The sequence below is a fragment of the Mesotoga sp. UBA5557 genome (assembly GCF_002425715.1).
GTDB lineage: Bacteria > Thermotogota > Thermotogae > Petrotogales > Kosmotogaceae > Mesotoga.
This window is the reverse complement of record NZ_DIMV01000042.1, coordinates 53,620-67,055: the sequence shown is the minus strand read 5'-3', so window position 1 is coordinate 67,055 and position 13,436 is coordinate 53,620. Positions and strand designations below refer to the sequence as shown.

Sequence of the window (13,436 nt, the reverse complement as noted above, 5' to 3'; positions counted from 1 at the left end):
TCTTTTTGACCTCATTCTGAAAACACTCACTTCATTATAAAATCTAAGGGGAGGGAAGTCTATTGGAGTTTGTTGTCCTTGATACTGAAACTACCGGGCTAAGCGTAGAGCGGGGTGCAAGGCTCATAGAAGTGGCTGGGGTGCGAGTGAGAGACTGGAAGGTCTACAGAAACGACACTTTCGAATCACTAATAGACCCCGGGTGCATAATCCCGATTACAATAACTGCCCTGACGGGAATCAGCAATCTCACAGTTAAAGGGAAACCTTCGGTGGCAGACGTATTAAAGGATTTCTATTCCTTCGTGGGCGATTCGACCCTTGTTATCCATAACGCTCTCTTTGATCTCTCGTTTATAAATCACTTCGGCATTAAATCCGGGCTTGGCAAACTGGACAATCCGTATATCGACACGGTAGAAATGTCCAAGACCGTTTTCAGATATGGCAGAAACAATCTGGACATTTTGCTTGCCAGACTGGGCATAATTCCCGAATCGCGGCACAGGGCGCTTGGAGATGCTCTCGCGACAGCAGACGCTTTTATCGCGATGTTAACTAGAATTGGTAAAAACAACGTAACTCGTTTCATACGGAACGCTCACAAGTAACGATTGCAATCTTTGAATATGCGATCGCCTTTTTCCGGTAATTCTGTGGACCACTGCTGGAAAGTCTTTCACGACAAATCGCAGATTTTTCTCACTGGAAAAACCGGTTTCTTAGTCCAAATGATGCTCTTTTCTTTTTTTGAATTATCCATATATTGTGGTAAAATCATTCTTGGACACAATTTATAGAGCCCTTCATCATTAGCAGATTCATGGAGGTATTGAGATGTTGAATGTAAGAAAAAGGAATGGAGCCATAGTCGAATTCGACCTGGAGAAGATAATCAACGCCATGAAGAAAGCATTTGAGGCGACTGAAACACATTTTAACGAGGATATTCTTGAGAGGGTTGCGCTAAGGGTAGTAGCCGATTTTCAGCCGAAGGCCACCGATAATCTGGTGGACATTGAGGATATCCAGGATTCCGTTGAAAGAACTTTGGAGAGTCTAGGATTCGCTGACGTCGCCAAAGCCTATATTCTATACAGAAGGCATCGAGAAAAGCTAAGAGAACTCGATTCTTCCATGCTCGATTTCTCTAAGACAGTCAACAGTTATCTTGACATGCTCGACTGGAGAGTTCACGAGAACTCCACAGTAACCTACTCTATCGGCGGTCTGATTCTGCACAACAGTGGAACTGTGACCGCCAATTACTGGCTGAGGGAGGTATACGATCCCCAAATTGGGAATGCCCACCGCGAGGGGGACATTCACATCCATGATCTATCGATGCTCTCGGGCTACTGCGCGGGTTGGAGCCTGAGACAGCTCATAGAAGAAGGACTTGGTGGTGTACGTGGAAAGGTATCCTCCTCACCTGCAAAGCATCTATCAACGCTCGTTAACCAGATGGTCAATTTCCTCGGAATACTTCAGAATGAATGGGCAGGCGCCCAGGCGTTCTCTTCATTCGACACCTATTTGGCCCCATTTGTAAAAGTAGATAACCTCTCTTTGAAGGAAGTAAAACAGAACATTCAGTCTTTCGTTTTCGGAGTAAACACACCTTCGCGATGGGGAACACAGGCCCCCTTCACGAATGTTACTCTTGACTGGGTGGTTCCATCTAAGCTAAAGAGCGAACCTGCTATTGTCGGGGGCAAAGCTATGAACTTCACATATGGTGATTGTCAGGAAGAGATGAAGATGATTAACCGAGCCTTTCTGGAAATTCTCGACGAAGGTGATGCCAACGGACGCGGTTTCCAGTATCCGATACCCACATATAATATTACAAAGGATTTCGATTGGGACAACGAAGATGCCCAGCTTCTATTTGAGATAACCAGCAAATACGGTACTCCATACTTCCAGAACTTCATAAACTCTGATCTGGACCCGGATGATGTCAGAAGTATGTGCTGCAGGCTTCAGCTCGATAAACGAGAACTGAAGAGAAGAGGGGGAGGGCTCTTCGGCTCGGATGAGTTCACTGGGTCTATCGGCGTCGTTACGATAAACTTGCCGAGAATTGCATACCTTAGTAAGAGCGAAGAAGAGTTCTTTGCACGTCTTTCTAAAATGATGGATTTGTCGAGCAGAAGCCTTGAAATAAAGAGATCGGTAGTGGAGAAACTGAACAGTGAAGGCCTTTATCCATACACAAAGAGATATCTGAAGAACTTCGATAACCATTTTTCTACGATTGGCTTGATAGGAATGAATGAAGCAAGTATGAATGCCCGATGGATCAGAAAGACTATAGCCGAAGAAGAGGGCTATCAGTTTGCATTGAGAGTGCTGGACTTCATGAGAAACAGGATGATCGGCTATCAGGAGACAACCGACCATCTCTACAACCTTGAGGCGACACCGGCCGAATCAACGGCTTACAGGCTCGCCAAGATGGACAAAGAGAAATTCCCTCAAATACTTACTGCTGGAAAGGACAACCCGTATTACACAAACTCCTCTCACTTACCGGTAGACTACACAAGAGATATCTTCGCAGCGCTTGATCTGCAGGAGGAACTCCAACAGAAATACACAGGCGGCACCGTATTCCATGCTTTCCTTGGGGAGAGAATCTCCGACTGGCAAACCACCCGGCAGCTGGTAAAGAAGATTGCAGAGAATTATAGAATTCCGTATTTTACTATATCGCCAACCTATTCTGTCTGTCAGAACCACGGATATATAAGAGGTGAACAGTTCACATGTCCCGAATGCGGAAAGCCAACCGAAGTGTATTCAAGGATTACAGGCTACTACAGACCAGTTCAGAACTGGAACACTGGAAAACAGGAAGAATTTAAGACGAGAGAGACTTACAGAATTAGGGGAGAGAGAGTAGATGAATTTCGCAGGAATGGAGAGGGTCAGTCTAGTGGACTATCCGGGCAAAGTAGCCCTGACACTGTTTACCTCAAGCTGTAATTTCGACTGTGCTTATTGCCACAATCCTGAACTGAAGAAATCGGTAGAGGAGAAAGTTGGTGAATCAGAGGTCTTCAAGTACCTTGACAGCAGAGCGGCTCTCATTGATGCGGTTGTTATTACCGGGGGGGAGCCTACACTCAGGGCAGATGATCTGATTCCATTTGTCGAAAGACTGAAGGCCCAATTTCCGACTGTGTTGGTTAAGCTCGATACCAATGGCTGGAATTCAGGCATTCTCAGGGAGTTCCTGAATGTCATCGACTATGTCGCAGTTGATCTCAAGTCTCTGAACTATGAGCCTCTTTCTACTGTAAATCTGAAGCAAATCCAGAAGAGTATTGAATTGGCAAAGACTTTCTCCACTCATGAGATAAGGATCACAATGTTTCCACCTTACGTTCCCGAAAAGGATTTCGAAGAGCTCGCGAGGATTTGCAGCGGAGCGTCGTTGGTTTCCATTCAGCAGTATAGACCGGTTAGGGGTGTCTGCGAGACGACCCCTTATGCAGGCTCTGTGCTAAAGAGATTCGCAGATTTGCTCTCTGATCGAGTTGAGAATGTGACTGTCAGGGAGTAGGTATTGCGAAGGAATAACAAAACCGGCCGGTTGATTCCGGCCGGTTATATTTGTTCTGCGTTAGTTGTTCATTGGACGTAACTGGAGGCGAGAGAACAAGAGTTATCTCAGCTCGAAATAGAACTTGAATCCATCTCCTCCAAAGAATACTTGAGGCTCCACTCCAACTCCCAGTGGTGTTCTCCACTCGAAACCTATTCCTATCGACAGACCGAGAGTGGCGTTGTCGCCCGCGGCCGCCATCAAGTAGAGCTTGGGAATGAAGACGCTCATATCATCGGAAGGAGCAATGCCGAAGCTCTCAGTGAGAGGGACTCCTGCCTGAAGTATCTCCAGCGCATAGAATCTAGGATTAAATGCATTGGGGTTCCAGCCCTTGAGATCGGTGCTTCCACCCAGGTAGAAACGCCTGGTGACCGGCGCAACTCCGAAATAAGTCACACCTGCTCTTGTCTCACTCTCGATATAAATTCTTCCAATGATCCTGTACCAGTAATTTACAGACGCCTTCTGCTGGAGATAGCATATTCCTTCCCCAAATCCAAAGGAAAGATTTGTCTGCCCGTAGAGATTACCTCTCTTCTCCTGATAATTGTCTTCATCCCCAAAGGCAAAGGCTCCTGTTAGTATTGATACAGAGTAGTCGTTTGAATCCGTAGCCTCAAATGTTGCACTTTCATAGGTGTAAGAGAGTCCAGCAACGTAGTCTCCAAAGGGATATGTCGCACCCAGATCTACAGAACTAAGAGAAAGAATAGTGTCTGCTTGCCACGGAACATCTTTAAACAGAGTCACTTCAATGAAGGGATTGATTCCTGTTCCAAAGACGCTAAGGGTGCTTGCGCCAAATCTCAATCCCCCCCAGAAGAACTCGGGTTGGGGAAGGAACCCGAGGATTTTCTTGTCGGTCAATCTGAGAAACCGAACCCCGCCATAGAGATTAACACCGGTACCGAGGAGATTTCTCTCCCCCAAACCCATCGACATGTACTTGCCGAAATAGGGATAGATTGTCGAGCTCTCCTGAACCGTAATCACCAGCTTATAGTCGCCATTTGAGTCTCTAAGCTGAAAATATACGTCTGTAAAGAGACCGCATTCTTCCAGATTTCTCTTTGCCCTGTAGACTCTCTCGATATCCAATTCTTCACCGATCTTGAGCCCGGAAATATTGATCACCACTTGTGGAAGTGTCTTATCAACACCTGTTACTTCAATTTCAACGATTTTGTTGGCAAAAACCGTCAGAGAAAAGAAAATGAATATTACCGACAGAAGTATTCGCTTCATCTCATCACCTCACTCAAGCAACGCGTTGACTTTCGTCACAGCACTATCGAAAGCCGATTTTGGCTCTGAAACCCCTTTTCTTACCTGCTCAACAGCGTCGTAAAGAATATTCCTGATCTCAATAATATTTGTGTGAACCGGCCTGGGTCTGGCAAACTCTATCGAGTCTATTGGAGCCTTCAACTGCGGGAAGCGCTGCCAGATAAGCTGTATCTCAAGAGAACTCATTGCAGACTTCAGAACCGGCATGTATCCCGTTCCCTCATACCAGAACAATGTGTTCTTCTCTGAAACCATCCATTTGATGAAGGTCCAGGCGGCCTGAAGCTTCTCTTCTGAGAGTCCGGCCATTATTGCAAGAGAACCTCCTCCAAGCGTTGTGGTTTTCTGCTTACCTTCAGGAAGAGGGGCTACTCCCAGACTCCAGGGTATGTTCTCGAGAGCGTACCGAATTCCTCCACTCGTCATGGGGCCCATCGAGATTCTCCCCATTGTGAAGGACTGTATTCCTTCATCGATGGTCAAGTCCACCGGAGACAAACCCTCGACGAACCAACGCCTCCACGTTTCCAGAGCCTCGACTCCCTCAGGAGAGTTGATTACACACTCGGTCATATCTTCATCGAAAATCTCTCCTCCGTTCTGCCAGACAAGAGGTTCAAACTGATAGAACATGGTGTCTACACCCCATAAGAGACCATACTGAGAGGGTCTGGAATCCAGAGATTTTCTTATTGTGAGTCTTCTGGCGTATTCCTCGAGTTCCTCCCAGTTCTGAGGAGGTCTGTCTGGATCAAGTCCCGCTGCTCTGAAATGATCCTTGTTGTAAAAAAGCATAAGCGCACTGATGTTGAAAGGAAGCGCATATGGCTTTCCGTCACGAACTATTGTCTGCCAGAAGCTCTGGACAAAGTCATCGGGGTCAAGCGTAGGATCGCCGGCCAGAAGATCTGTGAGATCCTGGAGAGAATGGTCTTTTGAAAATATCTGGATGTGCTCGATGTTAACCTGTGCTACATCCGGCCCTTTTCCAGCCAGCAAAGCCGCCTTTAGTTTCGTAACGGTCTCATCGTACGAGCCCTGAAAGATTGCCCTTACAGTGATGTCCTTGTTTGCCTTGTTGAAATCAGATACGAGTTTGTCGATAATCGGCTTCTGATAATCGGACATCGAGTGCCAGAATGTGAGCGTGACAGCTCCCATTCCCGTTAGTGCAAAGATCATCAAGATAACTACCATGGTCACTCTTTTCATCTGTTCCTCCTTATCGCTATCCTTTTAGTCCCGTAAGGGTTATTCCCTTCACGAATTGCTTCTGAGCGATGAAATAGGCTATCATGATCGGAAGCGTAGCCACTACAGTTGCGGCCATAAACTCTCCCCACTGTATTCCCCCTTCAGACTTGAACATTGCTAGTCCCAACTGAACAGTTCTCATCTCAGGTTCGCTAATAATCAAGAGGGGCCAGAAGTAGTTGTTCCATGACCACATGAAAGAAAAGACTGCGATTGTTGCTATCGCGGGTTTTGTGAGAGGCAAAAAAACATTGAACAGAGTTCTTAAAGGACCGCAACCATCGATTATCGCAGCATCCTCTAGATCCCTTGGAATCGTGAGAAAGAACTGCCTCAGAAAGAAGATCGAGATCGCAGTGGCTGCGTGAGGAATAATGAGGCCAAGGTATGAGTTGTCCAGATTGAGTCTCATTACAACGAGATACTGCGGAATCATTACGACTTGCTGAGGGATCATCATAGTTGCCAGAAAGATGTAGAATATCACTTCTCTGCCCCTAAATCTCATTCTCGCAAATGCAAAGGCCGCTAGAGAGGCCGTCACAAGTTGCAAGAAAGTGGTTCCCAGCGCTACGATAGTGCTATTGAGAAGGTATCTTGCGAATGGAACTTTCGTGAAAACACTAACATAATTCTTCAGTGTGAACTCCTTCGGGATAAGAGAAAAGGGATCCATGAGAATCTCTCGCAAATCCTTAAAGGAGGTCATGAAAGACCAGAAAAACGGGAAAATCATCACAACTGCACCGGATATCAACACGAAGTACTTCAGAATCCTTCCAATCCTCTTACTCATAATGAACAGTCCTTTCAATTGTCTTTACCTGGAATGCAGTCAAAAATATCACAAAAAGGAAGAGAACAAAGGCCATTGCGGACGCATAGCCAAACCTGTAATAGGAGAAGGCCTCTCGATAAAGCCGAAACACGACAACGGAGGTTGTGTTAAGCGGTCCGCCGTCTGGAGTCATAACCATAATCGGTCCAAAGACCTGGAAGGAGCTTATGCTGAACATTATGAGAAGGAAGAACGTTGTCGGTGAAAGAAGCGGAACGGTGATCTTTCTCAACATCTGGAACCTGTTAGCTCCACTCAACGCCGCCGCTTCATAGTAAGTGGTCGGGATATTCTGAAGACCGGCCAGATAGACAACCATGGCATATCCGATATTCTGCCATATTCCCATTAGAATTATCACGAAAAGCGCTACGCTCGGCCCCTGCAGAATTCTGGGAAGCTGAATGCCTGTCCAGTTGAAAAGAATTTGAATTACGCCCTGAGGATTAGTTAACCAGTTGATGTAATCCCCGCCAAACAAGGAGATGATATGATTCACATAACCGAGTTCCGTACTGAACAGAAAGCTGAAGCCCATACCGGCAGCTATGGGCGATGTTACTACCGGAAGGAAGTAAATCATTCGAAAGAACCCTATACCCTTCATCGTCGAATCGTTCAGAAGATTGGCAAAGAGAAAACCGATAAGGAGCGAAAAAGGGAGAACGCCGAGAATGTAATAAGCGGTGTATAACATTGAGTCCCAGAATTCGCTCGATGAGAGAATCTGTGAGTAGTTCCTCAAACCCACGAAAGTCATTGTCGGAGACAGGTCCCACTCAAAAAAGCTAATGGCAAATGAGTAAATCAGTGGATATAACAGAAAGAAACCAATAATTGCACCTGCAGGTGCAATAAATATGTAAGGAGTAGCTTTCTTCACCTGTAGACCCCCATAATGCTATTGGTCAAATACTGAAACACCAGCCCTTCCTTGAACGCCCACAAATTTCAAAATCCTGAAGACTCAACTAACTTGAGAGTCTAGTCGCACCGACATAAATACCACCCTGTCGTAGATGAAAGCCTAACGTCTTTTACAATGGGAAAATTCTCTTTGAGCTCTTCGAAGGCTTTCGGAACGAAGTTTCTGTAATCGCTTCTTTCGAAGAACTCGACAACATAGACCAAGAGATTTCTATTCGGAAAGAACTCATGAACCAGAACCTCTTTCCTGCATATTCTGCGACTCTCTCTATAAAACTTCTCCCTGCCGTCAATCTTATGACCGTGTACAACATAAGATGCAACGAGAAGATCAAAACTATTGTCTTCAAAGGGAAGCTTCTCAAAAAAGTCGCCTTGAACGACTTTGACTCCGCTTTCCTTAAGATTATGCTTCGCTATCGCTACCATGGGAGTCGAAGCATCAACAGCCGTTACTCGGTATCCCAGTTCGTCGAATGCTTTGGCAAGTGCACCTGTTCCGCAACCGATATCGAGAACGCTCTTGATGTCGTCGCCAAGTAGAGAACGATGTTCTTTCAAAAGGCTTCGATAATTCTTAAGCTGCGACTTGAAAGCAACGTTATAAAATGGGGCAATTAGTGAAAACAGCAAGACATGAGCTTTGTTTCCCATCTATCCTCCTCACTTAGATAATATCAGAAATTCTCCAGAATTCGGCAAAGCTAGATTTGTTGTTGACATTGTTAGCTGCAACCAGTATAATATATATGATTACTGCATATATAGGAGGTGACAATATGCCATTTGGATCTGGTCCTGTGAGGTTTAGAGACGGTTCCTGCAGATACTACGGCTTCGGCCCTGGATATGGAGCGGGATACGGAAGAGGAATGGGATACGGTAGGGGATTTGGACCCGGAAGAGGTTTCGGTTATTATGGACCATACGCCTACGATCAGGAGATTTCACCTGAGATGGAGAGTCAGGAACTGAAGGAGTATCAAGCGATGCTTAAGAGAGAGCTTGAGATGATCGGCGAAGAACTCAAGGAAATAGAGAAGAGATTGGAAACGCTTGAAAACACAAACAGTACTGAAGAGGAGGAGTGAGAATATGCCGTGGAGAGATGGAACTGGACCCGAAGGTTATGGGCCGATGACCGGCTGGGGCATGGGAAACTGTGCTCCCGATGATCAAGTGTCGAGGCCGACACCCGCAAGGAACTACTACCGACCATTTCCGAGGAGAAGACTTTTTCTCGGAAGAAGGATGGGTTTTGGGGGAGGATTTGGAGCCGGAAGAGGCATGGGCTATCGCTTCAGGAGATGGTGGTAGGCCTTGGTTATTGCCGTACTAAGTGGCAAGGGAGGCACAGGAAAGACAACCCTTGCCACAAACCTCGCATACGCAATATCTGAAGAGTTTGATGTTCAACTTCTGGACGCAGACGCAGAAGAACCCGATGTACATCTGTTTTTTAACCCAAAGATTGAGCATGAAGAGGAAATTGAGCTGATGCTTCCCGTAATAGACAAGGAAAAGTGCACTCGTTGCCGCAAATGCGCTGAAGCCTGCCAGTTTGGAGCACTTTCTGTTTTTGACACGGGTGTCATGGTCTTTGAATCTTTGTGTCATGGCTGCGGTTTGTGCACTTTTGTCTGTCCCGAGAAGGCAATCAGCGAGAGGCCAAAAACCATTGGAAAAGTCATGACGGGTAAGATTAACAACAAAATCGATTTTGGAATGGGAATACTGGAAATTGGAGAACCATCTCCTGTAAGGGTTATCAGAAAGCTTAAAGAGAATATCGATCGAAATAAGGTCGTCATCATTGATTCTCCCCCGGGAACGTCCTGTTCTGTGGTAGAGACACTAAGAAAAGTAGATTTCGCGATACTGGTAACCGAACCCACTCCATTTGGTCTTCATGATTTGAAACTTGCAGTTCAAATTGTAAGAGAGATGGGAATTCATTTCGGTGTCGTAATCAACAGAGATACGAATTCTTACACAATGATAGATGAGTATGCTGGTGAAGAAAACCTCGTTCTCCTCGAAAGAATACCCTTTGACCGCAGCATAGCGGAAGCCTATTCAGAAGGCAAGCTATTTACTGAGACTTCGCCATCATGGAAGATACGGTTCAAAAAACTGGCGGAAAAGATCATCTCTTCATCGGGGGTGTCATGATGTTCCAACTTGCCATAGTAAGTGGAAAGGGCGGAACTGGAAAGACAACACTTGCAGGATCGCTTTCCTCTCTTTTTGACTCAATAGTGATGGCCGATTGTGACGTAGACGCACCAAACCTTCACCTCATTCTCGAGAATAAGCAGATCGAGAGATTTGAATACTATGGTGGCAAAAAGGCCGAAATTTCTGATCAATGCATATCATGCGGACTCTGCGAGAAATTCTGCAGGTTCGATGCGATTATCAGGGGAGGTCCTTACTCAATCGATCCCTACGCATGTGAGGGATGCGGCATGTGTGTGGCTGTCTGCCCGGCAGACGCGATTTCACTCAAAGACAATAAATCGGGCGATTACTTCTTGTCTCAATCGAATGAAATCCCTCTTGTCCACGCTTTATTGACTCCAGGGGAAGAGACTTCTGGAGGGTTGGTGGCCGAGGTCAGAAAGCTGGCAATTAATGTCGCAGAGAGAGAAAAAAGAGAAGTAATTGTGATCGATGGTGCCCCGGGAATCGGGTGCCCCGCAACTTCATCGATTACCGGGGCAACTTACGTTCTTGCAGTTGCCGAACCGACTGTTTCTGGAAACCACGATCTTGCAAGGATAGTGGAGACAATAAAACATTTCAAGAGAGACTTTGGAATAGTTATAAACAAATGGGATTTGAATACATCCAAGAGCGCTTTCATAGAGTCCTGGTGTGGAGCCAACGGTATAGAACTGCTCGGCAAGATTCCCTTTGACGAGCAGGTAGAGAAAGCGACGATTATGGGGAAACCGGTTGTTGCAATGGAAGACTCTACGGCAGCGCAAGCAATAAAGCGAATTGCCTTGAGGTTGAAACGGAAAATTTCCGGAGGTGTAGAAGAATAATGAAAATAGCTATCCCAGTGAAAGAAAAGAGTATCAACAGCATCCCAGACGATAGATTTGCCAGAGCTAAGTTCTTTCTGCTGTATGACCCGGAAACGGGAAGCGAAGAATATGTAGAACCAGACAACAGTGTGGCGCACGGTGCCGGACCTATGGCAGTAAATATGCTCACAAAGCAAGGGATAGACACAATAATAGCTTTCCATCTTGGAGGCAACGCCATTCAAGCTATAGAAGCAGCAGGCATGGCCTTCTATGAAGCCTTTGTCGGCACGGCAAAGGAGAACATTGAAGCTGTTCTTAGCAGAAGGAAAAAATAAATCCACGGGCCTATCCTCTGATATCCCGATCCCTATGTCACTCATTGAGGCTTTTGTATGCCTGGATTTTGTCTAAGCAAATAGATTCACTTCAAATAGAGCGCAAGAGAATTCCGAGCATCTTACTCTCTGCCGGTTGTAAGCGGTGTAAAATACACTGAGAGGTGATACCGGTGAGAAAAGAGGAACTTGCAATGCAATTTGACTTGCTCTCGAGACTTCTCAAGGTCATAAGAGACAACCCGTTCAAAGTGAGAACCTACGAATTCGCCGCAAGAATAATCAGATCAAATTTGCCGGAAGGCCGTCTCTCAGATGGTGACATAACAAAGCTTTTAGAAATAAGAGGCATTGGAAAGGCCGTAGTGGACAAATCTCTCGAGTACCTACAGAAGGGTGAGATCAGCAAGGTATGTGAGATAAGTGATGAAATGCCCTCGCCAATATACCTTCTCACCTCTCATAACCTTGTAGACGCTGAAGTAATTTCCTTCATGTGGAAAGATATGGCGATCGTTGAGCCACAGGAAATAATCTCCTTTCTTACTAGTAGAAAGGAGAGTCTGAAGCTTTCATCCGACAGACTCTCCGAAATTGAGGCCTTACTTGAAGGTCCAAAGGCCTCTGAGAACTAAATGAAGTAGATTTCGGAATACTTATCGATGACATACTTCAAGAAATAAGAAGAATCTAGCTCCTTTCCCGTCGCTACTTTGAGAAGCCTCTCCGGTTCATGCTTTCTGCCTACAGCATGAATATTCTTTCGCAACCAGTCTACAAGAGCCAGAACGTCTCCCTTCTCAATCCTCTTTTCGAGATTTGGGATATCCTGTCTTGCTTTCGCGTACATTTGAGCGGCGTAAAGGTTTCCAAGCATATACGAGGGGAAGTATCCGATCATTCCCGATGGCCAATGAATGTCCTGCAGCACACCGTCCCGGTTGCTCTCAGGTTCAATTCCCAGGTATTCTCTCATCTTTGCATTCCAGGCAGCCGGAAGCTCAGACACTTTCAAATCACCTTTCATCAACGCTTCTTCAAGCTCAAACCTTACCATGATATGAAAGTTGTATGTCACTTCGTCGGCTTCTATTCTTATCAACGAAGGTTTGACATTGTTTACAGCTCTATAGAAGTCACCAAGCGAAACACTCCTGAAGTTTGACGGGAAAGCCTTCTGAATCTGAGGATAGAAAAACGATAGAAACTCCTTGCTTCTTCCCACTATGTTTTCCATCATTCTTGACTGCGATTCGTGGATTCCTAATGAACATGCACCATATATAGGTGTATCTTTCAGAGAAATCGGCAGCCCCTGCTCATAAATTGCGTGACCCCCCTCATGGATAGATCCAAACAATGAGGGCGTGAACTCTTCGATCACGTACTTGGTAGTCACTCTAACGTCATTCACTCCAATGCCAATCGTGAATGGATGGACAGTCTCATCCAGCCTACCTGCATCGAAGTCATAGCCAATGAATTTCAAAGCCCTTCTGCTGAGCTTCTCCTGAGCCCTCTTGCTGAACATCCCTTGAAGGATTGACGTGTCAGGATGTGTGCCTTTATCCAATATCTTTTTTACGAAGGGTATTAGTTCTGATTTCAGTGGTTCGATGACCTTCCGTAGCTTTCTTGCCGTCATCCCTTCTTCGTAACCTTCGAGTAGCGCATCATAGGGGTTTTCTTCATAACCATACAGTTCTGCCATTTCTCTAGAAAGATCGACAATCTCTTCCAGATATGGCTCCAAGCTGCTAAAGCTGTTTTCTTTTCGCGCTCTCTCCCATACCCTTTCACTCTTAGACGTTAGGACGGAAAACCTATGATGAAGCTCAGGTGGAATTGACCTGGCCCTTTTGTATGCTTTCGTAGCAACTCTGACCATTGCTTTTTCATCATCTGTTAATCCTTCTTGGGTTGCTCTTTCGTTCAATTGGCTTAACAATGCTCCAAATTCATCTGAGACTGCCTTCTTGAATGCAAGAGTTGATACATAACCTAGAGCCTCCGCCCTATTCTCGGCCCCTTTAGGGGGAATGTAAGTCCTCAAATCCCAGACCATCAGGGCCGCTGCATTCTGAAGATAGGAGATCTCGGAGTATTCTGATTTAAGCTGATCTATTAATTCCAAAACTGCACCT

At 45.7% G+C, this 13,436-nt stretch carries 15 protein-coding genes; 9 read left to right on the top strand and 6 right to left on the bottom strand.

Going from position 1 to position 13,436, the window contains the following annotated elements; genetic code table 11:
* The first annotated feature begins 62 nt into the window (after positions 1-62).
* The 3 genes from B3157_RS04995 (at position 63) to B3157_RS04985 (ending at position 3,571) form a co-directional block, all read left to right on the top strand.
* Entirely contained in the window at positions 63-611 is a 549-nt protein-coding gene (locus B3157_RS04995) for a 3'-5' exonuclease (protein WP_214078179.1), read from the top strand.
* Between the two features lie 226 nt (positions 612-837).
* A complete protein-coding gene (locus tag B3157_RS04990) occupies positions 838-2,991 on the top strand; it encodes a ribonucleoside triphosphate reductase (protein WP_292589292.1) in 2,154 nt (717 codons plus the stop codon).
* On the top strand, positions 2,909-3,571 hold the full coding sequence (locus B3157_RS04985; protein ID WP_292589290.1) for an anaerobic ribonucleoside-triphosphate reductase activating protein: 663 nt from the start codon (positions 2,909-2,911) through the stop codon (positions 3,569-3,571). The genes B3157_RS04990 and B3157_RS04985 overlap by 83 nt, the downstream gene beginning before the upstream one ends.
* Before the next feature lie 102 nt (positions 3,572-3,673).
* Here the strand turns inward: B3157_RS04985 and B3157_RS04980 are convergent, their stop codons facing one another.
* The 5 genes from B3157_RS04980 to B3157_RS04960 form a co-directional block, all read right to left on the bottom strand.
* Positions 3,674-4,861, bottom strand: a complete 1,188-nt coding sequence (locus B3157_RS04980) for a POTRA domain-containing protein (protein ID WP_292589288.1) — start codon at positions 4,859-4,861, stop codon at positions 3,674-3,676.
* A gap of 9 nt (positions 4,862-4,870) precedes the next feature.
* Positions 4,871-6,115, bottom strand: a complete 1,245-nt coding sequence (locus B3157_RS04975) for an ABC transporter substrate-binding protein (protein ID WP_292589286.1) — start codon at positions 6,113-6,115, stop codon at positions 4,871-4,873.
* 16 nt (positions 6,116-6,131) lie between these two features.
* The gene (locus B3157_RS04970) at positions 6,132-6,953 is read right to left on the bottom strand and encodes a carbohydrate ABC transporter permease (protein WP_292589284.1); all 822 of its coding nucleotides are present in this window, start codon (positions 6,951-6,953) and stop codon (positions 6,132-6,134) included.
* On the bottom strand, positions 6,946-7,878 hold the full coding sequence (locus B3157_RS04965) for a carbohydrate ABC transporter permease (RefSeq protein WP_214078174.1): 933 nt from the start codon (positions 7,876-7,878) through the stop codon (positions 6,946-6,948). The genes B3157_RS04970 and B3157_RS04965 overlap by 8 nt, the downstream gene beginning before the upstream one ends.
* A gap of 101 nt (positions 7,879-7,979) precedes the next feature.
* Complete coding sequence (locus tag B3157_RS04960; protein WP_292589281.1) at positions 7,980-8,576, bottom strand: class I SAM-dependent methyltransferase; 597 nt, start codon at positions 8,574-8,576, stop codon at positions 7,980-7,982.
* A 125-nt stretch (positions 8,577-8,701) separates the two neighbouring features.
* On the opposite strand from B3157_RS04960, the gene B3157_RS04955 reads away from it, so the two are divergent.
* The 6 genes from B3157_RS04955 (at position 8,702) to B3157_RS04930 (ending at position 11,927) form a co-directional block, all read left to right on the top strand.
* Positions 8,702-9,013, top strand: a complete 312-nt coding sequence (locus B3157_RS04955) for a DUF5320 domain-containing protein (RefSeq protein ID WP_292589278.1) — start codon at positions 8,702-8,704, stop codon at positions 9,011-9,013.
* Between the two features lie 4 nt (positions 9,014-9,017).
* A complete protein-coding gene (locus tag B3157_RS04950; protein ID WP_214061055.1) occupies positions 9,018-9,239 on the top strand; it encodes a DUF5320 domain-containing protein in 222 nt (73 codons plus the stop codon).
* A gap of 3 nt (positions 9,240-9,242) precedes the next feature.
* Positions 9,243-10,094, top strand: coding sequence for an ATP-binding protein (locus tag B3157_RS04945; protein ID WP_292589275.1), 852 nt, complete (start codon positions 9,243-9,245; stop codon positions 10,092-10,094).
* On the top strand, positions 10,094-10,972 hold the full coding sequence (locus B3157_RS04940) for an ATP-binding protein (RefSeq protein ID WP_292592581.1): 879 nt from the start codon (positions 10,094-10,096) through the stop codon (positions 10,970-10,972). Before B3157_RS04945 ends, B3157_RS04940 begins: the two co-directional genes overlap by 1 nt.
* The gene (locus tag B3157_RS04935; protein ID WP_214061058.1) at positions 10,972-11,292 is read left to right on the top strand and encodes a NifB/NifX family molybdenum-iron cluster-binding protein; all 321 of its coding nucleotides are present in this window, start codon (positions 10,972-10,974) and stop codon (positions 11,290-11,292) included. The genes B3157_RS04940 and B3157_RS04935 overlap by 1 nt, the downstream gene beginning before the upstream one ends.
* A 173-nt stretch (positions 11,293-11,465) precedes the next feature.
* Positions 11,466-11,927 (top strand): helix-hairpin-helix domain-containing protein, encoded by a 462-nt coding sequence (locus B3157_RS04930; protein WP_292589271.1) that lies wholly within the window; start codon positions 11,466-11,468, stop codon positions 11,925-11,927.
* Here B3157_RS04930 and B3157_RS04925 read toward each other — a convergent pair.
* Positions 11,924-13,426 carry a carboxypeptidase M32 gene (locus B3157_RS04925; protein ID WP_292589269.1) on the bottom strand — a complete coding sequence of 501 codons (1,503 nt, stop codon included), beginning with the start codon at positions 13,424-13,426 and terminating at the stop codon, positions 11,924-11,926. The two genes, B3157_RS04930 and B3157_RS04925, sit on opposite strands and share 4 nt — an antisense overlap.
* Positions 13,427-13,436: the final 10 nt, after the last annotated feature.